Raw genomic sequence first — 21995 nt, 5'->3', positions numbered from 1 at the left:
GGTCAGGTAATAAGGCGACGCGGTCAGAACAGCTTTTTCACGTTGGCGGCAATCCGCTTTTCAATCCGATTGTCATCACCGTTGCGCCGCCCATAGGAATATTCGAGATTCGCCTGGAACTTGCGGAAATTAAGACCAACCACCCCTGTGTAGTACTGCTCGGTGACACCGGACGGGTCAATCAGCGAGAAACGGGCGTCTCCCCCCAGAAACAGGCTGCGCAGAGGGTAGTAGCGGGCTCCAAGGGTAAAGCGGCGGGTGGTATTGACGTCGGAGTTCAGTATCCCGAAATTTTTTGTGCGATTATAGGTGAACTCCTCGTAAAGTTCCATCAGTTTCCTGCTGATGCCTGAACTTGCGTAGATCGAATATCCGAGACGCTGCCTCAGGTCGATGAACTCGCTCTTGGCATTCGCATCAATGTCTCCCACGCTGTAGGTATACGTAAGGAGCCCCTCAAGGTGGCGGTTTGGACGATATTCGACCGTACCGATGCTCTCCATATAGTTCAGCGACTGACCGTCAATCATCCTGATGTTGTAGCTGTTTCGTAACCGCGCCAGGAACGTGGATACGTTGTAGTCGATGGAGTTGCGGAAGGTGGTGAGATAGTCGGTTCCACCCTGTGACTGCATCAGAATATCCTCGCTCACGGAGAAGCTGATCGAGGTGCGGGAAGTGGGACTCCACGAACTATTCACCGTCGTTACGGAGCGGACATATTCGTCAATGTCGTTGTTACGGCGCTGGAAAGAGGTTCCCGATCCGGAGATGCCCGAATTGCCGCCATAGAAGCCGCTGTTGATGGTGATCGTATTATTGTTGAAGTCCTTGGGGTTGCTGCCGCTTGCGGAGGAAAGGTCCTCGGTCACATCTAGCCGGAATGTGGGGGAGGCGGTATAGGCAACCCGACCGGTAAGGTTTTGGTTCAGATACCCCCCACCTCCGGAGTTGTTGTCGAGGGAATCGAAATACTTGATCGTGTAACTCCCCGCCACGCTGTAATCCCTCGAAAACCGGGCTGTGCTCGCCGTTTCGACTCCCCCCTCAAGGGAGAGGAGCTTCGATCCGTAGTTCGTGGAGGTTTCAGCCTTGGCCGATACTCCCAGGGTAAAGGGAGCGCGCCTGAGCATGTCGGCGCGGAGCGCTCCGCTGTAATCGGAATTGTTGACCACATTGCCGCCGAGTTCCCGAATCCTTTTCTCGTTGGCGTAGAGGCTTCCCTTCCACTCAATGTCGGCGCCGATGACCCCTCTTCCATAAACGGGTATCATCCGCTCAAGGGTTATCCCCGTTCGGTCCACAAGGCGCGAAAAACGGGAGAAGGTGCGGGCATCCCAGTCCCTGCGGGTAGCAATGGCAAAGACATTAAGGTCGTAGGCCTCGAAAGAATCGACCGGCGTGGCGCTGTCGTGTTTGGTGAACTGGCCGTCGGCGGAAATCTTCAGCCAGTTGGTGAGGTCGATCCAGCGCCTGGTCAGGGCCTGATCGATGGTTCCCAGTTGCACCTGGGTCTCCTTGAACGACTGGTTCGGGTTGATGTTGTCGATGAAATCGGTGGTACGGTAATGGAACCAGTTGTCGCGCTTGTTGAGGCTCACGAACGCCAGGCGGCGCATCCGCGTATCAATGGGAGAGAGGCTCTTCAGGTCACGGACGATATCGTCCCTGTAGTCGAGCATGACCAGGGGGATGTGCCGGAAAATGGCGTTGTAGCCGTTGGTCAAACCGCTCTTGACACCGAAAAGAAGCGTAGCACCGCTGGTAATGCGGGTCCCGTCCCGGAGGTCCGAGACAAGGCGTGAATCGATGATATTGCTCCCCCCCCGGAGCGTCAGGTCCTGATAGAGGGCGATCCGGTTCATGTCGTAGCTGTAGGCCCGCAGCCTGAGAGGAAGTTCCTGAGGATCGACGATCACCTCGCCCCGGTACAGGAGATGGCCGGCACTGGCGGACCGGCTGTCACTGCCCGGAGGGATGACGACGTTCGCCGGCGATTTGATCTTGGTGTCAAAAGAACCCCACTCATAGCCGAGGGACAGATCGTAGCGACCGACCCTGCCATTGTAGAGTTCCCCTCCCGTTGCGTACATCAGCGAATAGCGATGATAGAAGGAACTACCCTCCACGGCCTTTGCCCCGTTCACTTCGGCATCATAGCGCGTGTATCCCAACTCCGCCTCGCCCGATAGTTGCGCCTGAACGGGAGTTGGTGCCCCGACTGCCGCAGCGAGGAGGAGTGACAGCGCCAGAAGGCCTATGTGAAAGCGTCTCTGATTCATGTGGTCATTGAAGGGCGCCGGCCCAGGCTGAAAGAGCGTAAAAAAAGGGTGGACCGGAGTCCACCCTCCATCCTTAGCAGCCGCTTACTTGATGTGGCAACCGAGGCAGAGCTTGCTGCCCGCCATAGTGGTGCGAAGGAACGGCGGATCGGTGTTGTCGTGGACGGCGTGGCAGCTGCCGCACTCAAGGGTCGTGGCGCCACGCCCCGACTTGAAGAGCGGGAAACCGTTCGTCACCGAGCCGGTCTTCATGGTGGCGCCGGTGACCGTACCGATGTTGGGGTCGGCGCCGCTCGTCACCAGGAAGTTGACTGGGTGGTCATCGGCGAGGTTCGTGGTGAGGTTATACTTGCTGGCACCATCCAGATGCCCTGCGCTGGTTCTCCCGGCAACATCGGCAACCGTAATGCCCGTGGGCTGGTCAACCGGGTTGTTGTGTACCGCTGCGGCACCCAGAGCGGTGCTGCCGTCGTGACAGCTCATGCAGAAGAGGGAGATGGAATCGGTGGTGAAGCCGTTCTTCACCGGGGTGTTCTGCATACTCACGGAAGAGTAGAGGGTAAAACCTGTGGCGACCGGGTTATTGCGGTTCCAGAGCGGAATATTCTGCGTGGCATTGTGGGGGGTATGACAGTAGACGCAGATCTGGTCGGTGTTACCCTTGACGGTGGCAGCACTGCCGCTGCTCAGGTCGTGCTTCGAGTCCTTGATCGAGGTGGCTGCCGAGGCCGCCCCCGCGATCGCCATGGCCAAAACCATGGCCAAGCCTATCCTTGCTTTGCTTCTCATCGTCTTCTCCTTTCCCGTATGGGTGCTGTGTAGTTACTTCATTCGGCAAGTCGATAGTAAGTTTCGTCCAACAATCTGCAAACAGCACGCCAACTTGCCCAACAAACGACATACAGAAAAAAACGACGGACTATTAATCACTTTCGCCTCTGAGCACATCAAGAACAGCACACCATGCATTACAGGAAGTTATCAGCCCATTTCCGCACAGCGTCATACCCAGCCATTTAACGTTACATATTTTTGACACCGGCCATAACCTCCGATTTTACAGGAACCAGCCATCACAACAGACGAGTCATTCCGGCGAGATAGCCATTTTTAAACAAAAAAAGCCCCCGGAGCCAATGGCGCCGGGGGCTCTGTCCAACCGGTGAACAAAAGCTATTTTAGACCCTCCCCTTCCATCCGCAGCCCGGGAATCGGATTACGAGCCAGGAAGGCATCGGAGAAGTACTGGAATACCTGGAAGCGACGATTGAGCTGGTCGACCACATAGACGAAGTCTTTGTCGTCAATATATATCCCCTGGGGAATAACAAACCCGCCGGGGGCCTGCTTGCCGCTGGTAATGGACGAATAGAGTCCTCCCACCGTAAGAAGATACTCGCCGTTGGTCCCGAAAATGACCAATTTGTGCCCCTTCCCCTCGGTGACATAGATGTGATCCTCTGAATCGACTGCGACCCCCTTGATGATCTGAAAATCTGCCGGCCCATCTCCCCGTTGACCGAACTTGCGCAGGAACTTCCCGTCGCTGTCGAAGATCTGGATGCGGGCATTCATAGCATCGGCCACAATGATTTCCCCTTGATGGTTAAGGGTAACCGCAACCGGGAAATTGAACTCGCCGTCCCCGCCGCCGCGCTTGCCGATGGTCGTGATGAGGTTTCCCTGCATGTCAAGGACGACAAGCCGGTGTTCGCGCGTGTCAACCACCAGCATCCGCTGACGTTTTTCGTCCAGAGCGACGCTGCCGTTACGTGTCACATGGGGCTTCGTGTCGACAACGCGACGCGGCGTTCCATCACTGTCAAAAATCAGGATACGGCCTTTATTGGAATCGGAAACATAGATCAACCCCTTGGAATCGCCAGTAACGGCCACCGGCGACGTAAACTGAATTGACGCATTTTCCCCTCCCAGCATTGCAACCTGCCGCTCCTTCATGTCGAAGACCATGACCCCTTGCAGACCAGGGTCAGCCACAAAGACCTTCCCCTTGCCGTCAGAGTAGATATCGACCGGCTTGGTGAGACTCATTCCCTCCTCGCCCCCGACTATCTTCTCCATGAACGCAGCAAATCCCTCCTTAGGGAAGTCGTTCTGGTTGCTGTAAGCTCCCAGCCACTCGAGTCGGGGGCGCTCAGGAAGTGGCGGCCAGAAAAAGCGTTGCTCACTCTTTACCTGCTGACCGGCACAGCCGGCAAAAAATGCCGCCATTGCCGCAACGACAACAAACTTGCTGATGAATCGGTGAATTTTCATATTCTCTCCTCACTCCTTGAGAATGTAATCGCCCCAGGAAGGTTTTACCGGTCCCCAGTCACTAGATTATTTATTATGACACATCTGGCAAAGCAGCAAACGATCTTCGGCGTTATTCACGAAGAAATACCGCACATCTCCTGCATGGGGGTTGTGGCATGAGATGCACGACATCTCCCGGCCGGTCTTGGGGGCCGACGGGTCCTTTGCCCCGCTTACCGGGTGTCCAGTACCAGTGGTTGTGCGCACCACGTGGGGAGTTTTCTTGATGGATTCGTGACACGACAGACAGAGCTCATTGATGGGAGCCTTGAGCTGGGAGTAATTGGCGCTGCCGTGGGAATCGTGGCAGACCTCGCACATCCCGCCGGCAATGGGGCCGTGGATATACTTCCGCTTGGCAAACTCGGCGGCCTTGTCGCCATGGCATTCGTTGCACAGGGCCGCCTCCCGCTTGGTCACCGCGAACCGGGGAGTCGCCTTTTCCTTGTGGCAATAGCCGCAGGAGTAGGTACCGGCGGGGCCATGGACGAATTTCACGTCGAGCATTTTTCGGTGGCAGCCGATGCAGGGGTTTTCCTTGGCCAGGGTGCTCAAGGACTTGTCGGACGAGGGGGCCATGTCGTGACATCCGACACACCGGGCCTCCAAATCCGGCTGGTGAAACGAATTTGCCTTGAATTCCGGAGGAATATCGGACGCTTTGGCGCCAGGAGCAAAGTAGACCGATGCCTGGGCAGCTTCCGCCCGGTTGTTGCCGATAAAGGTTTCCACCGTCACTTCATTGCGACCCCGATCCCACACCGGTTGAACGATTAGAATATCCTGGAAGGCCCGTCGGTACTCCGGCGAGCCGACCACGAGGAGATCGCTGACAACGCCGTTTACCCCGACACGGACGCCGGTGACCTCGGTGCTGTTCAGCTTGAGTATCAGATGATTGGAGTTCTCTACCCAGGTATTCGGCGCGGGATAGATAAAGGAGACCCCCCCGAACGCCACGGCTGCCCACCCGAGAAACACAGCTGTCACGACTCCTGTTATCCCTTTACGGGACATGGTTCCTCCATCTAGGGATTTCTCACTGCACGAAGCCGGTCGTACGACTTGGGCTTGTGACACCCTGCCACACAGGTGCCCCCAGTGTCGGTTTTCGTATAACGGATGGGAATCTCCCACGTGCCGAAACCGGGAATCCTCTCCTTGATGAGCCGCGGCTGCCGTGCCGCATGGGGATCGTGACAGGTCTTGCACGAACGTCCCTTGTCGGGCTTGTTGATGTGAAGATTGTGCAGGTTACGGTCGCCATTACGGAATCCGGTAATGGTATCGGTGCGCTTGTCCTGGGCAAGATCCTTTGTGTGACAGTCGAAGCAGAGGGCAAAGTTTTCCTGGGCATAGGGGAGATAGAACTGCTCGGGAAAAGCGTTTTTCAGAATCTTGTAAAAGGGCGAACCATGGGGGGCGTGACAGTCGGTACACCCGCCTTCGGCTACCGGACCATGAATTGACACCCCCTCTGCCATTTTTTTGTCATGGCAGATAAAACAAAGCCCTGCGCCACCTCCCTTGAGGAGCGCGCGATTATCGGACTGATGGGGGTCGTGGCACCCGAGGCAGGAGCCTTCAGCCACCGGCGCATGACGATGCGTTGCCTTGAATTTTTCCGCATCATGACAGCCGAAGCAGAGCGCTGCCCCGCCAGCCTTGAGCTGCATCGGGTAGGGGGACTGGTGCACATCGTGGCAATCGAGGCATGCCCCCTTGGCTACAGGCGGGTGGACCACCTTCTTATCAGCCTTTCCTTCGTGGCAGACATAGCAAAGCTTCGAACCTTCGGCAACCAGGCGGAAGGCCCCGCGCTGCTTCGGATGCTCCAGGCCGGTGGGGTTATGGCAGGAGATACAGTCATCGGACCCCACGGGGCCATGCACAAACGCCTCCCGCACCTTGCTCTTATGGCAGCGGGTACCACAACCGTCAGGCACTCCGGGCAGTGAAGAGGCAGCAGCAACGCCGCCCGTCAACAGCAGCCAGAATGCGGCCGCGATAACGGAAAGGAAGAGGGAGGATGCTGTCATGGGACGTATGCTTGGCTCCGGGGAATAATCTAGGGAATGTGCCATTGAAGTTTACGTGGGCTACACCCCGCCGTAGCTCTTAATGCAAAATGGCTGCCGTCCCGAGGCGGGACACAAAAAACCCGGCCTGTGGGATATCGCAGGCCGGGCATGGGGAGGTGATTCCCTTTTGAGAAGGCTACCCTCCTCCACCGTAGCTGTGGAGCCCGGAAAGGAACAGGTTAACCCCGAGATAGCAGAAAATTGTTGCGGCAAATCCGACAATGGAAAGGATGGCCGCCTTCTTGCCGACCCACCCGCGGGTGAAGCGGGCATGGAGGAAGGCGGCGTAGATGAACCAGACGATGAGGGACCAGGTTTCCTTCGGGTCCCAGCTCCAGTAGGTACCCCAGGCGTAGTTGGCCCATGCGGCGCCGGTTATGATGCCGAGAGTAAGAAGCGGAAAGCCGATGATGATCGCCTTATAGTTAAGGTCATCGAGAATTTTTATGGACGGAAACATGGCGATTATTCCGCCGGACTGGGCGCTCCCCACCGACTCATCCTTGCCCGCCTTAATAAGATACATGATGGAAATGCCGCAGGCCACCGCGAAAGCGGCATAGCCCAGGAAGCAGGTGATGACGTGGTAAAGGAGCCAGTTGCTCTGAAGCGCCGGCACCAGTGGCTGGATGCCGCTATCCATCCCCAACTGGGCCCAGGCCATCCCGAGAAGTGCAAAGGGAACCACGAAAGCGCCCACGACCCGGTACTTGTACTTGAGGTCAATGATTCCGAAGATAAGGATGATGGTCCAGGCGAAAAAGACGACCGACTCGTAGAGGTTCGACAGGGGGGCATGGCCCATCCCGATGTCGTAGGATTCTTTCCAGCGAAGCAGAATCGCGGCAGAGTGGACGATGAAGCCGAAGTATGCCGCAAGGCTTCCGGCAAGTCCCACGTGCTTGCTCTTCACCGCCAGAAATGTGAAGAAGGCGAGCATGGAAACCAGGTAGGAAAAAGTTGCGATATTGAACAGCATGGAACTGGTCATTGAGTGGTCCTCCGCCCGTTACTGTTGTTTCAATTTGTCGACCAGCGCATCAAAGGCAAGCTGGAAGCCCGGTTGGTTCTTGTTCGCACTGCCGCCAAGGGTGACCTCCCCCTTGCGCACCCGAATCCAGACACGCCTGTGGGACATGAAGAATGCCATGCAGCAGCCGGCAACCATGAGGAAACAACCGGCCCAGACGACCCACACCCCAGGGTCCTTGGCCACCTGGAGGCCGGTGAACATCTTTTCTTCGGAGCCGTCATAACTGAAGATCAGATCGCCGCCACGCTGGGCATCGAACTCGGGGTAATTCTGGAAGACAATGAAGACCTGGGGGGCGCCGCCTCCCTTGGGGGTCACTTCGATTCGCGCGGCCGGCCCCTGGAACTGGGGAATGAACTTGCTCACCTCCTGGGACGACTCGAGAACCTGCATGGTTGAGCCGTCGGAGAGAAGTTTTCGCTCACCCTGTTGGATTGAAATCTTTACCGGCGCACCACCTTTTCGCTCGCGGACCGTGAAATGGTAGAGTCCCGCGTCCTCGGCCGGCCTGTAGCTCGCCTGGTAGAAGGTGATCCCTTTGTAGGTGAGTGGATCGTTGACGATGACCGGCCGCTTGTCGAACACCACCTTGCCGCCGTCGATGACGGTCAGGAGGCTCTTGAACTCCTTCGGAGCGCCGGTATCGTAGAACGAAACCGTAAATTTATCGCACCGGACGGTGAAGCCAAGATCAATCGGCTTCATGTCCGCACGGTTGTGAACGACCGACGTGCTGGTGCCCTCGGCGATTTCGACGTAGGCCTTGTACCCGAAGAATGAGCCGATGAGGGCACCAATAAAGATGACGATAATGCTCAGGTGGACCACATAGACCCCGAGCCGGCTGTAGGGAGACTTCTGGGCAAAGAGGTGGAACTCGCCGTCCCGCTCGGTCACTACCGGTTCGGCAAACGCCCCCTTGAGAAAGGCCACCATCTTGTCCCGAAGCGCTGCGGCATCACCGTCCATCCTGAAGTCGTGGGTCAGGCTCAGTGTTTTTTCAAATTTGTCATCCATGACAAGGGTAGGCTCGGAAATGGCCTTCCAGACCCTCGGCAGGCGTTTGATGGAACAGGCAACAATATTGACCGTAAAGAGGTAGAGGAGCAGGATGAACCACCAGGAGTGGTACATGTCGAAAAAGCCGAGTGCCTGGTAGAACTTGTATTTCCCCGCACTGATCGTCTGTAGATACTCGGGGGGAGGAGTCCCCTGCGGGATGATCGTGCCGATGATCGATGTGGCTGCCAACAGGATGAGAAGGGATATGGCAAGTTTGAGAGAGCAGAAGAAATCCCAGAGGGTTTCCAAAAAGCCGCGATTGCTGGTTGTCAACGTAACGCTCCCAGGTTCCTATGGATTTAGTCAAAAAAAATGTCCTCGCGGACGGTTCTCATTATAAGCAAAGTTCGCGCGAAAAAACAAATATTTAATTTTTTCTCACACAAAATCAACAAAAAAGAAAGGGGATAACTGTCGTCCGTTATCCCCTTTCCGTTACCGCAGGTAACGCCGGATTGCTACACTATTACTTCTTGTGGCAATCGCCGCACTTGGTCGGACCCTTCTTCATTTCTTCGTGGCAGCCTTTGCAAGTCTTGTGAGCCCAATCCTTGCCAAAGCCCTCGATCTTGCCCGCGCCCTTCTCGTGGCACTTCTTGCAGTTGCCCACCACTTGCTGGTGCTTTTTGTGCGGGAACTTGACGTCACCGTTCTTTGCCTTGAAGGCGATATCGTCAGCGGCGAAGGCAAGGCCGGCGCAGAAGACGGACAGGGCAAGAGATGCGATGATTCTTTTCATTGTTGTACCCCCTTTTACTTTGAAGCGTTTGGTAAAAAACCGTCTGAAACTTATACCCGAGCAATTTTGTTTGTCAAGAGCAACCCTGCAAGTCAAAAAGTTGTCCATTCCGGTTGAAATGCAAATAATTACTACACAGAACTAGGATCTGCGCAATCGCTCCTGGAGAGCTTTGTCTTTCGCCTCCACCTCGTCGGCCATGGCCTGCTTGTGGGCAATAAGCTCCGCGGTGAGCGCCGGGTCGCCGAGGGCAATGATCTGCACCGCAAGAAGTCCTGCGTTTTTGGCCCCAGCCTTGCCGATGGCCATGGTGGCCACGGGGATTCCGCCCGGCATCTGGACCATGGCGTAGAGGGCATCGACGCCGTTAAGGGCTCCGCCGGGGATCGGCACGGCAATGACCGGCAGAACGGTATCGGCGGCGATAACCCCCGCCAGGTGGGCAGCCATGCCGGCACCGGCGATGATCGCCTTGACCCCCCTTCCCGCAGCGCCTGCAGCCAGTGCCGCAGCCTTCTTCGGCGAACGGTGAGCCGAGGCGACGCGCATCTCCCACGCCACACCGAACTCGTCGAGAACCTTCGCCGCCTCCTCCATGATGGAGAGGTCCGAATCGCTCCCCATGACAATAAGAACCTGTGGATTACCCATACGTACCCCTTGTGGTATGAAGTCTCGATTCCGTGCGCCGGTTACCGCTTCAGCGCCTTTGCCCCGATATCCTTCCTAAAATGGACCCCTTCCCAGCAGATCTTCCCGACCCCCTGATAGGCCCGATCGATGGCGTCCTTCACGGTGTCGCCGAGGCCGGTAACCCCCAGCACCCGACCTCCGGCAGTGACGATCTTCCCGTCCCCGGCAGCAGTGCCGGCGTGGAAGACGAAGAGGTCATCGATGGCGGCAGCCTCGTCGAGCCCGCGGATCTCGTCCCCCTTCCGGTAGTCCCCCGGATACCCCCCGGCTGCCATGACGACGCAGACGGCCGCCTTGTCGTGCCACTCGATGGCAACGCCCGACAAGTCACCCCTGGCCACGCCGAGGAGCACCGGCACGATGTCCGACTTCATCCGCATAAGAAGCGGCTGGCACTCGGGGTCGCCGAAACGGGCGTTGAATTCCAGCACCTTCACGTCGCTGCCGTTGATCATGAGCCCCGCATAGAGGACCCCCCGGTAGGGGCGTCCCTCAGCGGCCATGCCGTCCACGGTCCGGCGCATCACCTCGGCCATGGCGAAGTCGTGGATGGTTTGGGTAACCACCGGCGCGGGCGAATAGGCCCCCATGCCCCCGGTATTGGGCCCCTGGTCGCCGTCGAAGACCGCCTTGTGGTCCTGGGCGCTGGCCAGGGGAATGATAGTCTTCCCGTCGGTAAAGGCAAGGAACGACGCCTCCTCTCCCACGAGGAACTCCTCGATCACCACCCGGGAACCGGCTGAGCCGAAGGCGTTGCCGGAGAGCATGTCGTTCACCGTTGCCACCGCCTCGTCACGGCTCTGGGCAATGATGACCCCCTTGCCGGCAGCTAGGCCGTCGGCCTTGATGACAATGGGGACGCCGACCTTGTCGATGAAGGCGACAGCCGGCTCCACCTCGGTGAAGACGTCGTAGGCGGCCGTGGGGACGCCGTACTTTTTCATGAGATCCTTGGAGAACGCCTTGCTCGCCTCGATGATGGCCGCGTTCCTCCGGGCGCCGAAGACCAGAAGACCATGTTCCTCAAAGAGATCGACAATGCCGAGGGAGAGCGGCAACTCCGGCCCCACCACCGTAAGGCCGATTTCCTTTCCCTTGGCAAAGGCCAGGAGGCCGGGGAGGTCGTCCACCGCCAGGGGGACATTCTCGGCAATGGCGCCGATGCCGGGGTTACCCGGGGCACAGTAGACCTTTTCGACCAAAGGGGACTGGGCGATCTTCCAGACAAGGGCGTGCTCCCGCCCGCCGCCGCCGACAACGAGTACTTTCATATATAACCTCCGGAAGAATTCAGGAGTCAGAATTCAGTAGAAAACCAAAACCCCTGACTCCTGTATTCTGAATTCTTGATTCTTCTGCTTGCCTTCAGTGCCTGAAATGCCGCATCCCCGTGAAGACCATGGCCATGCCGTGCTCGTCGGCGGCGGCGATCACCTCGGCGTCGCGCATGCTTCCGCCGGGCTGGATGACCGCCGTGATCCCCACGGCGGCGGCATTGTCGATGCCGTCGCGGAAGGGGAAGAAGGCATCGGAGGCCATGACCGCCCCCTGCACCTGGAGCCCCGCGTGCTCCGCCTTGATGGCGGCGATGCGGGCCGAGTTGACCCGGCTCATCTGGCCGGCCCCGACGCCGATGGTCATGCCGTCCTTGCCGTAGACGATGGCGTTGGACTTCACGAATTTGGCCACCCGCCAGGCGAACTGGAGGTCGATCATCTCCTGCGCCGTGGGCTGGCGCTTCGACACCACCTTCAGCTCGGCCGAGAGGGCCAGATCGGTGTCCTGGACCAGAAGCCCGCCGTTCACCCGCTTGAAATCGAGGCGCTGGGCCGGCTGGGCCGGCCATACGCCGCACTCCAGGAGCCGGACGTTTTTCTTGGCCGCCACCACTTCCACGGCCCCCGGGGAAACCGCCGGAGCGATGATCACCTCCACAAACTGGCGGTCGCAGATGGCCTTGGCCGTCTCGGCGTCCAGCTCGCCGTTGAAGGCGATGATGCCGCCGAAGGCCGATTCGGGGTCGGTGGCATAGGCCCGGTCGTAGGCCTCCAGGAGGTTCTTCCCGATGGCCACGCCGCAGGGGTTCGCGTGCTTCACGATGACGCAGGCGGGCCCTTCGCTGAACTGCTTCACGCACTCCAGGGCCGCGTCGGTATCGCCGATGTTGTTGTAGGAAAGCTCCTTCCCCTGGAGCTGGCGGGCCGTGGCCACCGACGCCTCCTTCACCTGCCGCTCCACGTAGAAGGCGGCCGACTGGTGGGGGTTCTCGCCGTAGCGCATCTCCTGGGCCTTCTTGAACTGGAGGGTGATGGTGTCGGAATATGCGGCCACCCCCTCCCCGGTCCGGGCGCCGAGCCAGTTGGAGATAGCGCCGTCGTAGGCGGCGGTGTGCTGGTAGACCTTCACCGCCAGGCGGAAGTTGGTCTCCTTGGCAACCGAACCGCCGGAGGCCTTCATCTCGTCAAGGACCGTCCGATAGTCGGCCGGGTCCACGATAACCGTCACATCAGCGTTGTTCTTGGCCGCGGAGCGGAGCATGGTGGGGCCGCCAATATCGATGTTCTCGATGGCGTCCTCAAGGGTGCAGGCAGGGTTGGCCACGGTGGCCTCGAAGGGGTAGAGGTTCACCACCACCATGTCGATGGGGAGGATGCCGTGCTCTTTCATGGTAGCCACGTGCTCCGGGTTGGAGCGCATCCCCAGGAGCCCGCCATGGACTTTCGGATGGAGGGTCTTCACCCGTCCGTCGAGCATCTCGGGGAAACCGGTGTGCTCGGAAACGTCCTTCACCGTCAGGCCGGCTTCCCGGAGCAACTTCGCGGTGCCGCCGGTGGAGAGAATCTCGACGCCGTAGCCTGCTAGTTCCCTGGCGAACTCGACGATGCCGGTCTTGTCGGAGAGACTGATAAGTGCCCGTGTAATTTTTGCCATGGTTGTATGCTCCTTGAAAATCTGAATTATCCACGGATACGCGGAGGCACGGAGAAGACAAGAAAAGAGAAAGGGGACAAACAGAGTAAGCGGACAGAACCCGAATCCATGCCTAACTCTGATCCCCCCAGATTTTAAATTCTCAGCTTTTCTCCGTGGCTCCGTGTCTCCGTGGTGGATGGTCTACGGAATTGTGGGAAATTGATATGCTGCAGAAAGTGCTTCTCGAAGGCAGGGGTGCCGGAAAGCGGTATGACACGGAGCTCCCCGGCAAGGCGGTCGACCGCCGCAAGCCCCCCGGGAGCAAGGAGCGCGCGCTCGACGCCGCACAGTGCCCCCTCCCGGACGAAACGGGTCGTTTGTACCATGTTTTCCGTGAAGATTCCAATGGTTTTTAGGCTTACCGGATCGAGGACAGCACCGAAGGAACCGGTAAGAACCACGCTCCCCACCTCCCCGCTTCCGATACCAGCCCGATCGAACAGAACCTCCATGCCGGCCCGGATTGCCCCCTTGGCCAGTTGCACCTGGCGGATGTCCTCCTGGGAAAGCCAGACCGTCCTCGTCGCGTCCCGATGGAGCACGAAGGCCAGCTCATCCCCCATGGTCGTGACCCGGTTGCCGATACTCGACGGGATCGCCTCCGGCGGCAGGAGCCGCCCGGTGGGGTCGATGACCCCCTGATCGAGGAGCAATGCAATGGCCGAAAGGACGCCGGAGCCGCAGATGCCAGTGGCCGGTTTCCCCCCGACGGTCGTGATGATGAGGCGCTCACCGTCAAGAGTCACCCCGCTGATGACACCGGGAAGGGCCGCCATGCCGCACGAGAGGTTCCCCCCCTCAAAGGCGGGGCCGGCCGCTGCGGAGGTGGCGAGGAGCTTTCCGTCCGCCGCCAGGGCGATCTCGCCGTTGGTTCCCAGATCGAGGTAGAGGGAGGGACCAGAGGGTGTGGAAAAGACGTCGGCAACACCATGGAGAAACGCCACGGTATCCCCGCCGACAAAGCCGCCGGGGAGGGGAAAGAGGAAAACTTCCGCCGGAAGGTCCCAGCCAAGTTCGGAGGGGGGAACGGTTTTGCCGGCGATAAAGAGGGGACGGTACGGGGGGAATGCGAGGGAGGTGACCGGAAAGCCCAGAAGAAGGTGCTCCATGGCAGGGTTGCCGGCCACCGCCACGGCGACAAGATTGTCAGTCGACCTCCCGGCGCTCTCCAAAAGCTCATGGGCCAGGCGGCGGATCTCACCGCGCACCAGTTCCGCCATCCGGTGCCGGGCCTCCTCCGACCGGCAAGCGGCATCGAGGCGCGAGACCACGTCGGCGCCGAACTCCCGCTGGGGATTGAGGCTACCGGCCACGGCCAGGCGCTCGCCGCTGACCGTGTCGAGGAGTGAGGCGGCCAGGGTCGTGGTGCCGAGGTCAACGGCGATGGCAAGCCGATCAGACAATGGCAACGGCGTGCTCCCGGGCGGGGAGGACCTCCCCCACGGCAACGGCGAAGAGCCCCTGGTCCCGGGCCATGGAGAGGAAGGAGTCGGCGGATTTCGGCGAAAGGGTGATGAGGAGTCCCCCGGAGGTCTGGGGGTCGAAGAGGGGGATGAGCCGGTCTTCCTGTGCGGAGGAACGTGCAACGAACGGTGCATAGTGGTCACGGTTGCGGTAGCAGCCGGCAGGCACGAGACCATCGGCCACCAGGTCCATGATCCCTCCCATGACGGGAACGGCATCTAGGGCGATTTCGAGGGTCACGCCGGCCCCCCGGGCCATCTCGCAGGCATGACCCACCAGGCCGAAACCGGTGACATCGGTGCAGGCGCTGGCCTCGCACTCCAGCATGAGCCCGGCGGCAGCAGCGTTTAGAGCCGTCATCCAACGGATCGCCTCGTCGGCAACGCCGGGTGCAACCATGTCGGCCTTGATGGCCGTGGAGACGATCCCTGTCCCCAGGGGCTTGGTGAGGATGAGCCGGTCGCCGGGTCGAGCCGTGCTGTTGCGCACGATCCGCCCGGTGCTGATGAGGCCGGTGACCGAGAGACCGTACTTCAACTCGTGGTCCTCCACCGTGTGCCCCCCCACAAGGCAGGCCCCCGCCTCCCGCACCGCGTCGAGGCCGCCGGCCATGATGTCGGCCAGGATCTGTCCCGGCAGGGTGCAGGCCGGGAAAAAGGCCAGGTTCATGGCGGTAACCGGCCGTCCCCCCATGGCGTAGACGTCGGAGAGGGCGTTGGCCGCCGCAATCCGGCCGAAGGTGAACGGGTCATCCACTAGAGGAGTGATGATATCCACCGTATCCACTAGGGCAAGCCCCTCCCCTATCCGGTAGACCCCCGCGTCGTCGGCGGTCTCCGGCCCCACGAGGAGGTTCGGATCGTCTCCCTTCCCCAGGATGCCGCTCAGTGCGTCCTCCAGGCCCGCCGGGCCCAGTTTGGCCGCTCAGCCGGCCGCTTTGACGAGGGATGTCAGCTTGATCATCACAATCACCGGGTCGCGTTCAGGTAGACCCGCGGCACCCGCTTACTGATGCCGCAGAAGATTTCGTAGGGAATGGTGCCGGCCCATGAGGCCAGTTCCTCGGCTCGAACACAGTTTCCCTCTCGGTCGCAGCCGAGGAGCGTCACCTCGTCCCCTACGGCCACGCCGGGGACGGCGGTCACATCCACCATGATCCAGTCCATGCAGACAGTCCCCACCACCGGGGCCCGCTCGCCCCGGATGAGGACCTCCCCCCGGTTGGTCAGTGCCCGGCTGTAGCCGTCGGCGTATCCCACGGGAACGCTGGCGATGAGGCGCCGGTCCGGGGCCGTGTAGCGGCGGGCGTAGCTGATGCTCGTGCCGGGTTCCACCCACTTGAGCATGGCCACGGTGCTCCGTAGCCGCATGATGGGGCGAAGCGCCAGCTTCCCCTCGAAGTCAGCCGACGGAAGCGCCCCGTAGAGGACGATGCCGGGGCGGGCCAGATTGCAGAAGGGGAGATCCATGCCGAAGGCAGCGGCGCTGTTGGCGATGTGGACGTAGCGTGGGTCGAGCCCCAGGGACCGCGCCTCTGCCACCGCCTGGGCGAAGGTTGCAGCCTGGCGCTCCGAGAAGCGGCGGCCGTCCTCGTCCAACTCATCGGCGGAGGCGAAGTGGGAGATGATTCCCTCCAGTTCCACGGACTTCATTTCCCGCAGTTCCCGGAAAAAGGCCGGGGCCTCGGCGGCGGCGACCCCGAGACGCCCCATGCCGGTATCAATCTTCACGTGGATCTTCGCCTTGCGGTAGAGACGGGCGGCGGTGTCGTTCAGGACCCGCGCCTGGTCCAGGGAGAAGACGGCGGTAGAGAGGTTGAAGCCGACGCACTTGCGCTCCTGCCCCGGGTAGACCCCGCCGAGGATCAGGACCGGCCGGTCGATGCCGCTCTTGCGCAACTGGATCCCCTCGGCCAGAAACGCCACGCCGAAGGCGGTCACCCCCAGGGCCTCCAGCTCCCGGGAGATGTCCATGAAGCCGTGGCCGTAGGCATCGGCCTTCACGATGGCCAGGAGGCCGCATCCGGCGGGAACGGCGCGCTGCACCTGGGCGAAGTTATGGCGCAGGGCGGCAAGATCGATTTCGGCAATGGTGGGGCGACTGTCCATGCCCCTTTTCCTACCACTTCTCCCCGGTGGTGTAAAGCACGAACCTGCCAACAATGGCACTCCCCTTGAGAGGGGAAACCTCCCGGGGTCAACGGGTTAAATCCATTGACTTAACGGGAAAATTCGGTTAGTTTTGTCTACACGAAACAGCCTGCTGGGGGAGTTCTTCGAGAACTGAGACGGGCCCCGCCCGAACCCTTACCACCTGATCCGGGTAATGCCGGCGTAGGGAAGCGGCCAGAGACCTCGTTTACCTCGTTGAGTTCTGGGACCGTGACCATCGTCACGGTTTTTTTGTTTGGGAGATCACCATGGGCAGCAACGGCCACAATCTTCGGCTGGTCGTCAACCGCGACAAGCAAGACTCCCCCATCCGGGGGCTGTACCTGATCACCGACCACGGCGACCGTCTTGCGGAGCGGGTCGAGGCGGCCATCGACGGCGGGGTCCGCATCGTCCAGTACCGGAACAAGGGAAAGGACCGCGCCCAGCGCTACGCCGTAGGGGAAGAGCTGCGGGATCTCTGCCGCCAGCGGGGGGTGATCTTCATCGTCAACGACGACCTGGATCTGGCGCAGCAGCTCAAGGCCGACGGCATCCACCTGGGACAGGAGGACGGCGACCCCCGCATTGCCCGGCGCGAGCTGGGACCGGGGAAAATCATCGGCGTCTCCACCCACACCATGGAAGAAGCCCTGGCGGCCCAGGCAGCGGGAGCCGACTACATCGGCTTCGGCGCCATGTTCCCCACCAACAGCAAGGAGATCGAGCACCTGGTCGGACCCGAGGGGCTCGCCGCCATCCGCAGCCGGATCATGATCCCCATCGTCGCCATCGGAGGGATCACCCGGGACAACGGCCCGCGGGTGGTCGACGCCGGGGCCGACGCCCTGGCGGTCATCTCGGCGGTCCTCGCCCATCCCGACCCGTTCCTGGCAGCAACGGAACTGGGGCTCCTCTTCAACCGCCGCGCGGCATACCCCCGGGGAGCGGTCCTCACCGTTGCGGGAAGCGATTCAGGGGGCGGAGCCGGCATCCAGGCCGACCTCAAGACCGTGACGCTGCTGGGGAGCTACGGATCATCGGTCATCACGGCCCTCACGGCCCAGAATACCAGGGGGGTCTCGGGCATCCACGGCGTCCCTCCCTCTTTCGTGGCCGAACAGCTCGATGCGGTCCTTTCCGACATCCCCGTGGACGCGGTGAAGACCGGCATGCTCTTTTCCGCAGAAATCATCGCCACCGTGGCCGAAAAGCTGGCCGAGTACCGGAAGCGGATCGTGGTGGTGGATCCGGTCATGGTCGCCAAGGGAGGCGCACCCCTCATCGACCGGGGGGCCGTGAACGTCCTCAAGGACCGCCTCATGCCCCGCACCTACCTCCTCACCCCCAACATCCCCGAGGCGGAACGGCTCACGGGGCTCACCATCGTCGACGAAGAGGGAATGCAGGAAGCGGCCCGGCGCCTCTTCCGCCTCGGTGCGCGCAACGTCCTTGTCAAGGGGGGGCATCTGGTGGCCGGTGATGCGGTGGATATCCTCTTCGACGGCTCCGCCTTCCACCGCTTCACCGCCCCCCGCATCCTCAGCAAGAACACCCACGGAACCGGCTGCACCTACGCCTCGGCCATTGCCACCTACCTGGCCCAGGGAGAGCCGCTCCGGGAGGCCGTCGGCAGGGCCAAGGAGTTCGTAACCGTTGCAATCCGCCTGGGCCAGCCCCTGGGTAGGGGGCACGGACCGGTGAACCACCTTCTCGCCGCAGACGAAGTCAGGGACCGGAATCCGGAGACCGAGAACCAGTAGAACCCCCATACACAATCAAGGAGTATCAGCACATGGCAACAACGCAGCTTGAATACGCCCGCCAGGGAATCATCACCGACAAGATGAAGGAGGCCGCCCTGGCCGAGGGGGTTTCCCCCGAGTTCATCCGCGAGGGGATCGCCGCCGGCACCATCATCATCTGCCACAACATCAAGCACGGCAACGGCCGCCCCCTGGCCGTAGGGAAAGGGCTCCGCACCAAGGTGAACGCCAACATCGGCACCTCGGCCGACGACACCGACATCACCAAGGAGCTGGAGAAGGCCCGCGTTGCGGTGCGCCACGGCGCCGACGCCATCATGGACCTCTCCACGGGCGGCCCCGTTGACGAAATCCGCCGCGCCATCATCGCCGAGACCAGCGCCTGCATCGGAAGCGTCCCCCTCTACCAGGCAGCCCTGGACGCGGTCCGCACCAAGAAGAAGGCCATCGTCGACATGACCGTGGACGACATCTTCGAGGGGATCATCAAGCACGCCGAGGACGGGGTCGACTTCATCACCGTCCACTGCGGCGTGACCCGCTCCACCGTGGAGCGGATGAAGAACGAAGGGCGGCTCATGGACGTGGTATCCCGGGGCGGCGCCTTCACCGTGGAGTGGATGGCCTACAACAACTGCGAGAACCCCCTCTTCGAGCACTTCGACCGGCTCCTGGAGATCACCAAGGCCTACGACATGACCCTCTCACTGGGTGACGGCTTCCGTCCGGGCTGCCTGGCCGACGCCACCGACCGGGCTCAGATCCATGAGCTGATCATCCTGGGTGAGCTGACCCAGCGGGCCCAGGCGGCCGGCGTCCAGGTGATGATCGAAGGGCCGGGCCATGTACCCCTCAACCAGATCGAGGCCAACATCCTTCTCCAGAAGCGACTCTGCCACGGGGCCCCCTTCTACGTCCTTGGCCCCCTGGTCACCGACATCGCTCCGGGCTACGACCACATCACCTGCGCCATCGGCGGGGCCATCGCCGCCTCGGCCGGCGCCGACTTCCTCTGCTACGTGACACCCAGCGAGCATCTGCGCCTGCCGAGCGTCGAAGACGTCCGCGAGGGTGTCATCGCCTCCCGCATCGCGGCCCACGCCGCCGACATCGCCAAGGGAGTCAAAGGTGCCATGGAGAAGGATATCGCCATGGCCAAGTGCCGCAAGAAGCTCGACTGGGAAGGGCAATTCAACCTCTCCCTCGACCCGGAGAAGGCCCGGCGGCTGCGGGCCGAATCGGGGGTTGCCGAGCACGGCGCCTGCACCATGTGCGGCGAGTTCTGCGCCTACAAGGTCATGGACGACGCCATGGAAAAGCAGCGGGCCGCCGGCCACTAAGGGACTCAGAACAAACAAATATACCGTTTTACATCTCATCTTCAGGCCATCTTTGCCGCTCCCTCAATCGCAATATCCTCGACGTAGCCCTGCTACGCCTTGCGGTTTTGCTCAATCAGGAACGACAAATTTGTCCCAAATCTGAGCGAAAAACTTGGCATATCCGTTTATTCCGAGTCCCTAAGCGGCCGATTAGCCGTTGACTTGACGGACAAAGTACGGTATTTATTTTTTCCTCATTCGCCACCGTAGCACAGGGGTAGTGCAGCCGATTCGTAATCGGCAGGTCAACGGTTCAAATCCGTTCGGTGGCTCCACCAACAACTAAGGTCCACGGCTTTTCGCCGCGGGCCTTTTTTGTTTCCCTCCCCGCCCCCCACAGCAGTCGCCACCATTGCCTTACTTGTACTCGGGCCGCCCTATGATATTTTATGAATGTATTTATGCATGGCGACGCTGAAACGATACAGCGGGATGAGGGAGGCAGCAATGAAACGAGCGATTTTCGCGGCAATGATGGTCTGGCTCGTCATCGCCATGACCGGCTGTGGCGATGGCCACAGCAACCCGCCTCAGACCTTTGTTTCGCAGATTCTCAGCGACCCGGCCTTTGACGGCGACATTGAACAGACTTCACTCAATTCCTTCACGATAACCCAGGGGATGTCTTCAACCGTCCAAAGCGTCTTTGCCGGCATTGATCCCGTGGCACTCACGGAATTCCGGGCATTTCTCGACTTTCCCCTGAGGGGTACCGGTGGAGTCCCGACTAACGCCATTGTCGATTCGGCATTCCTCGACATAGTCATAAACAGCATCCAGCCCGCCAACGGCGTCATACCGATTCGCATCGAGCTCGTATCCTTTCAGCCGCCGACATTGCTCTCAACCGATTTCGACCGTACGCTCCAGCCGCCCCTGGCCTTCATCACCGTCGTGCCGCCGATTTCTCAAACCGACGTCGGCAGGCACGTTTCGGTTGACGTGACCCCACTCATGGTGGAAGCGCAACGACTGGGACTGACCGACTTCCAGGTGAGGATTTTAGAGGATCTGGGACCTGTTTCCCCCGGCCTCATCGAAATTTCCGACACCACCGGCGCGAACCGGGGGGTTCTGGCGCCACTGCTGCAGGTAACCTATTTCTGACAATTCGAAAGAGCTGGAGCGGGAACTGGCCAGCGACAGGGCAACCAGCCTGAACGCCAACATCACCTCCCGCTAAATGATCAACTGGATTCATGCAGGCGGTGCTCATCAACCTCTCTCCCTAGGTATGTGTCGTTTTTTTGGGCTCTAAATCCCCTTGAGACTCAATGCAGTTTTTAATTTTTTTGTTTACATTAAACAGTTTAACTGTATTATTTTTGTGTCTCAAGACGTTGCATATTTTCGGGAAACTGCCTGAAACAGCATTAGTTTCTATGATGACGGCAGGTTGCATTCCTAACAGACTTGGCTGAAGTGAATCGCAAACACATCTCTGCGGAGGGAACATGAAAAATTTCGCTATGTTATTTTTACTTGTATTGCTGGCATCTTGCGCCCAAGTACCCCGACAGGCAAGTTACCCCCTCAATTACCAGAAAACCATGCAAGCCAGTGAGCATTGGAACGATTTAGCATGCAGAATAGCTGCAAAGGTGCAGCCTGCTGTTTCTCCAGACAATCCAGTTTTTATTTCGGATTCGGACGTTTCGCCGTTCGGAATTGCAATGAGATCATTTCTGAAAACACAACTCCAGAAGCGGGGTATCCATACTACCGAAAACAGAAGTAACTCTTATGAACTCGTATGGGAAGTTCAACAAGTATATTTTAACGCTGATAGATTTAACCATGGTCACGGTCTGCCGATTGGTTTATCTGACGTTATTCAGAATATATTCATTGGAGGAGTGGACTTTGATTTCTATAAACCACATTCTGAAATCATAGTATCATTCGAGCTTTTACAGAAGGACAAAGACCTTCAACTCAGCGTTTTCCCTGTTAGGGATACATATGTATTTTATGTGAACGACTATGATAGAGATAAATATATTAAAGAAAAAACTCTCGAATACCATGAGTATAAACTGACATCAAATTGA

18 protein-coding genes, 1 tRNA gene and 1 riboswitch are annotated in these 21995 nt (G+C 59.7%); of the genes, 5 read left to right on the top strand and 14 right to left on the bottom strand.

Annotated features, from left to right (window positions below):
* Positions 1–23: 23 nt before the first annotated feature.
* From KI811_RS13240 to alr, 14 genes are all read right to left on the bottom strand, one after another.
* Positions 24–2282, bottom strand: coding sequence for a hypothetical protein (locus KI811_RS13240; protein WP_214186954.1), 2259 nt, complete (start codon positions 2280–2282; stop codon positions 24–26).
* Positions 2283–2366: 84 nt separating this feature from the next.
* Positions 2367–3071: a cytochrome c3 family protein gene (locus KI811_RS13235; RefSeq protein ID WP_214186953.1), complete on the bottom strand. Its 705-nt coding sequence runs from the start codon at positions 3069–3071 to the stop codon at positions 2367–2369.
* A gap of 384 nt (positions 3072–3455) precedes the next feature.
* A complete protein-coding gene (locus KI811_RS13230) occupies positions 3456–4559 on the bottom strand; it encodes a 6-bladed beta-propeller (RefSeq protein ID WP_214186952.1) in 1104 nt (367 codons plus the stop codon).
* 66 nt (positions 4560–4625) lie between these two features.
* Positions 4626–5618 carry a cytochrome c3 family protein gene (locus KI811_RS13225; RefSeq protein WP_214186951.1) on the bottom strand — a complete coding sequence of 331 codons (993 nt, stop codon included), beginning with the start codon at positions 5616–5618 and terminating at the stop codon, positions 4626–4628.
* Positions 5619–5629: 11 nt separating this feature from the next.
* Positions 5630–6640: a cytochrome c3 family protein gene (locus tag KI811_RS13220; RefSeq protein ID WP_214186950.1), complete on the bottom strand. Its 1011-nt coding sequence runs from the start codon at positions 6638–6640 to the stop codon at positions 5630–5632.
* Between the two features lie 178 nt (positions 6641–6818).
* Entirely contained in the window at positions 6819–7673 is an 855-nt protein-coding gene (gene ccsB, locus KI811_RS13215; RefSeq protein WP_214186949.1) for a c-type cytochrome biogenesis protein CcsB, read from the bottom strand.
* 18 nt (positions 7674–7691) lie between these two features.
* Positions 7692–9050 (bottom strand): cytochrome c biogenesis protein ResB, encoded by a 1359-nt coding sequence (gene resB / locus KI811_RS13210; RefSeq protein ID WP_214186948.1) that lies wholly within the window; start codon positions 9048–9050, stop codon positions 7692–7694.
* Between the two features lie 193 nt (positions 9051–9243).
* Positions 9244–9516 carry a cytochrome c7 gene (locus KI811_RS13205; RefSeq protein WP_214186947.1) on the bottom strand — a complete coding sequence of 91 codons (273 nt, stop codon included), beginning with the start codon at positions 9514–9516 and terminating at the stop codon, positions 9244–9246.
* Positions 9517–9657: 141 nt separating this feature from the next.
* Positions 9658–10167: a 5-(carboxyamino)imidazole ribonucleotide mutase gene (gene purE / locus KI811_RS13200; RefSeq protein WP_214186946.1), complete on the bottom strand. Its 510-nt coding sequence runs from the start codon at positions 10165–10167 to the stop codon at positions 9658–9660.
* Between the two features lie 41 nt (positions 10168–10208).
* Positions 10209–11480, bottom strand: a complete 1272-nt coding sequence (gene purD / locus KI811_RS13195; protein WP_214186945.1) for a phosphoribosylamine--glycine ligase — start codon at positions 11478–11480, stop codon at positions 10209–10211.
* A 94-nt stretch (positions 11481–11574) separates the two neighbouring features.
* On the bottom strand, positions 11575–13140 hold the full coding sequence (gene purH / locus KI811_RS13190) for a bifunctional phosphoribosylaminoimidazolecarboxamide formyltransferase/IMP cyclohydrolase (RefSeq protein WP_214186944.1): 1566 nt from the start codon (positions 13138–13140) through the stop codon (positions 11575–11577).
* A 134-nt stretch (positions 13141–13274) separates the two neighbouring features.
* Positions 13275–14591 (bottom strand): ASKHA domain-containing protein, encoded by a 1317-nt coding sequence (locus KI811_RS13185; protein ID WP_214186943.1) that lies wholly within the window; start codon positions 14589–14591, stop codon positions 13275–13277.
* Positions 14578–15609 (bottom strand): selenide, water dikinase SelD, encoded by a 1032-nt coding sequence (selD, locus tag KI811_RS13180; protein ID WP_214186942.1) that lies wholly within the window; start codon positions 15607–15609, stop codon positions 14578–14580. Before selD ends, KI811_RS13185 begins: the two co-directional genes overlap by 14 nt.
* Before the next feature lie 5 nt (positions 15610–15614).
* On the bottom strand, positions 15615–16754 hold the full coding sequence (alr, locus tag KI811_RS13175; protein ID WP_214186941.1) for an alanine racemase: 1140 nt from the start codon (positions 16752–16754) through the stop codon (positions 15615–15617).
* A gap of 146 nt (positions 16755–16900) precedes the next feature.
* A riboswitch (TPP riboswitch) is annotated at positions 16901–17003 on the top strand.
* Positions 17004–17065: 62 nt separating this feature from the next.
* On the opposite strand from alr, the gene thiD reads away from it, so the two are divergent.
* From thiD to KI811_RS13150, 5 genes are all read left to right on the top strand, one after another.
* A complete protein-coding gene (thiD, locus tag KI811_RS13170) occupies positions 17066–18559 on the top strand; it encodes a bifunctional hydroxymethylpyrimidine kinase/phosphomethylpyrimidine kinase (protein ID WP_214186940.1) in 1494 nt (497 codons plus the stop codon).
* A 32-nt stretch (positions 18560–18591) separates the two neighbouring features.
* Positions 18592–19902 (top strand): phosphomethylpyrimidine synthase ThiC, encoded by a 1311-nt coding sequence (gene thiC, locus KI811_RS13165; RefSeq protein ID WP_214186939.1) that lies wholly within the window; start codon positions 18592–18594, stop codon positions 19900–19902.
* 242 nt (positions 19903–20144) lie between these two features.
* Positions 20145–20219: transfer RNA gene (locus tag KI811_RS13160), tRNA-Thr, on the top strand.
* Positions 20220–20391: 172 nt separating this feature from the next.
* Positions 20392–21051 carry a hypothetical protein gene (locus KI811_RS13155; RefSeq protein WP_214186938.1) on the top strand — a complete coding sequence of 220 codons (660 nt, stop codon included), beginning with the start codon at positions 20392–20394 and terminating at the stop codon, positions 21049–21051.
* Positions 21052–21398: 347 nt separating this feature from the next.
* A complete protein-coding gene (locus KI811_RS13150; protein WP_214186937.1) occupies positions 21399–21995 on the top strand; it encodes a hypothetical protein in 597 nt (198 codons plus the stop codon).

The organism is Geobacter hydrogenophilus, assembly GCF_018501225.1.
In the GTDB taxonomy this organism is placed as follows: Bacteria; Desulfobacterota; Desulfuromonadia; order Geobacterales; family Geobacteraceae; genus Geobacter; species Geobacter hydrogenophilus.
Note: the sequence above shows the minus strand (reverse complement) of the source record. Positions and strands in the feature narration are given on the sequence as shown.

What these genes read in the sequence shown, in the direction of transcription:
- thiC (WP_214186939.1), top strand. Translation starts at nt 18,592, where the DNA reads ATGGCAACAACGCAGCTTGAATACGCCCGCCAGGGAATCATCACCGAC.
- purE (WP_214186946.1), bottom strand. Translation starts at nt 10,167, where the DNA reads ATGGGTAATCCACAGGTTCTTATTGTCATGGGGAGCGATTCGGACCTC.
- KI811_RS13155 (WP_214186938.1), top strand. Translation starts at nt 20,392, where the DNA reads ATGAAACGAGCGATTTTCGCGGCAATGATGGTCTGGCTCGTCATCGCC.
- KI811_RS13150 (WP_214186937.1), top strand. Translation starts at nt 21,399, where the DNA reads ATGAAAAATTTCGCTATGTTATTTTTACTTGTATTGCTGGCATCTTGC.
- KI811_RS13220 (WP_214186950.1), bottom strand. Translation starts at nt 6,640, where the DNA reads ATGACAGCATCCTCCCTCTTCCTTTCCGTTATCGCGGCCGCATTCTGG.
- alr (WP_214186941.1), bottom strand. Translation starts at nt 16,754, where the DNA reads ATGGACAGTCGCCCCACCATTGCCGAAATCGATCTTGCCGCCCTGCGC.
- KI811_RS13225 (WP_214186951.1), bottom strand. Translation starts at nt 5,618, where the DNA reads ATGTCCCGTAAAGGGATAACAGGAGTCGTGACAGCTGTGTTTCTCGGG.
- KI811_RS13240 (WP_214186954.1), bottom strand. Translation starts at nt 2,282, where the DNA reads ATGAATCAGAGACGCTTTCACATAGGCCTTCTGGCGCTGTCACTCCTC.
- KI811_RS13205 (WP_214186947.1), bottom strand. Translation starts at nt 9,516, where the DNA reads ATGAAAAGAATCATCGCATCTCTTGCCCTGTCCGTCTTCTGCGCCGGC.
- KI811_RS13230 (WP_214186952.1), bottom strand. Translation starts at nt 4,559, where the DNA reads ATGAAAATTCACCGATTCATCAGCAAGTTTGTTGTCGTTGCGGCAATG.
- thiD (WP_214186940.1), top strand. Translation starts at nt 17,066, where the DNA reads ATGGGCAGCAACGGCCACAATCTTCGGCTGGTCGTCAACCGCGACAAG.
- ccsB (WP_214186949.1), bottom strand. Translation starts at nt 7,673, where the DNA reads ATGACCAGTTCCATGCTGTTCAATATCGCAACTTTTTCCTACCTGGTT.
- purD (WP_214186945.1), bottom strand. Translation starts at nt 11,480, where the DNA reads ATGAAAGTACTCGTTGTCGGCGGCGGCGGGCGGGAGCACGCCCTTGTC.
- purH (WP_214186944.1), bottom strand. Translation starts at nt 13,140, where the DNA reads ATGGCAAAAATTACACGGGCACTTATCAGTCTCTCCGACAAGACCGGC.
- KI811_RS13235 (WP_214186953.1), bottom strand. Translation starts at nt 3,071, where the DNA reads ATGAGAAGCAAAGCAAGGATAGGCTTGGCCATGGTTTTGGCCATGGCG.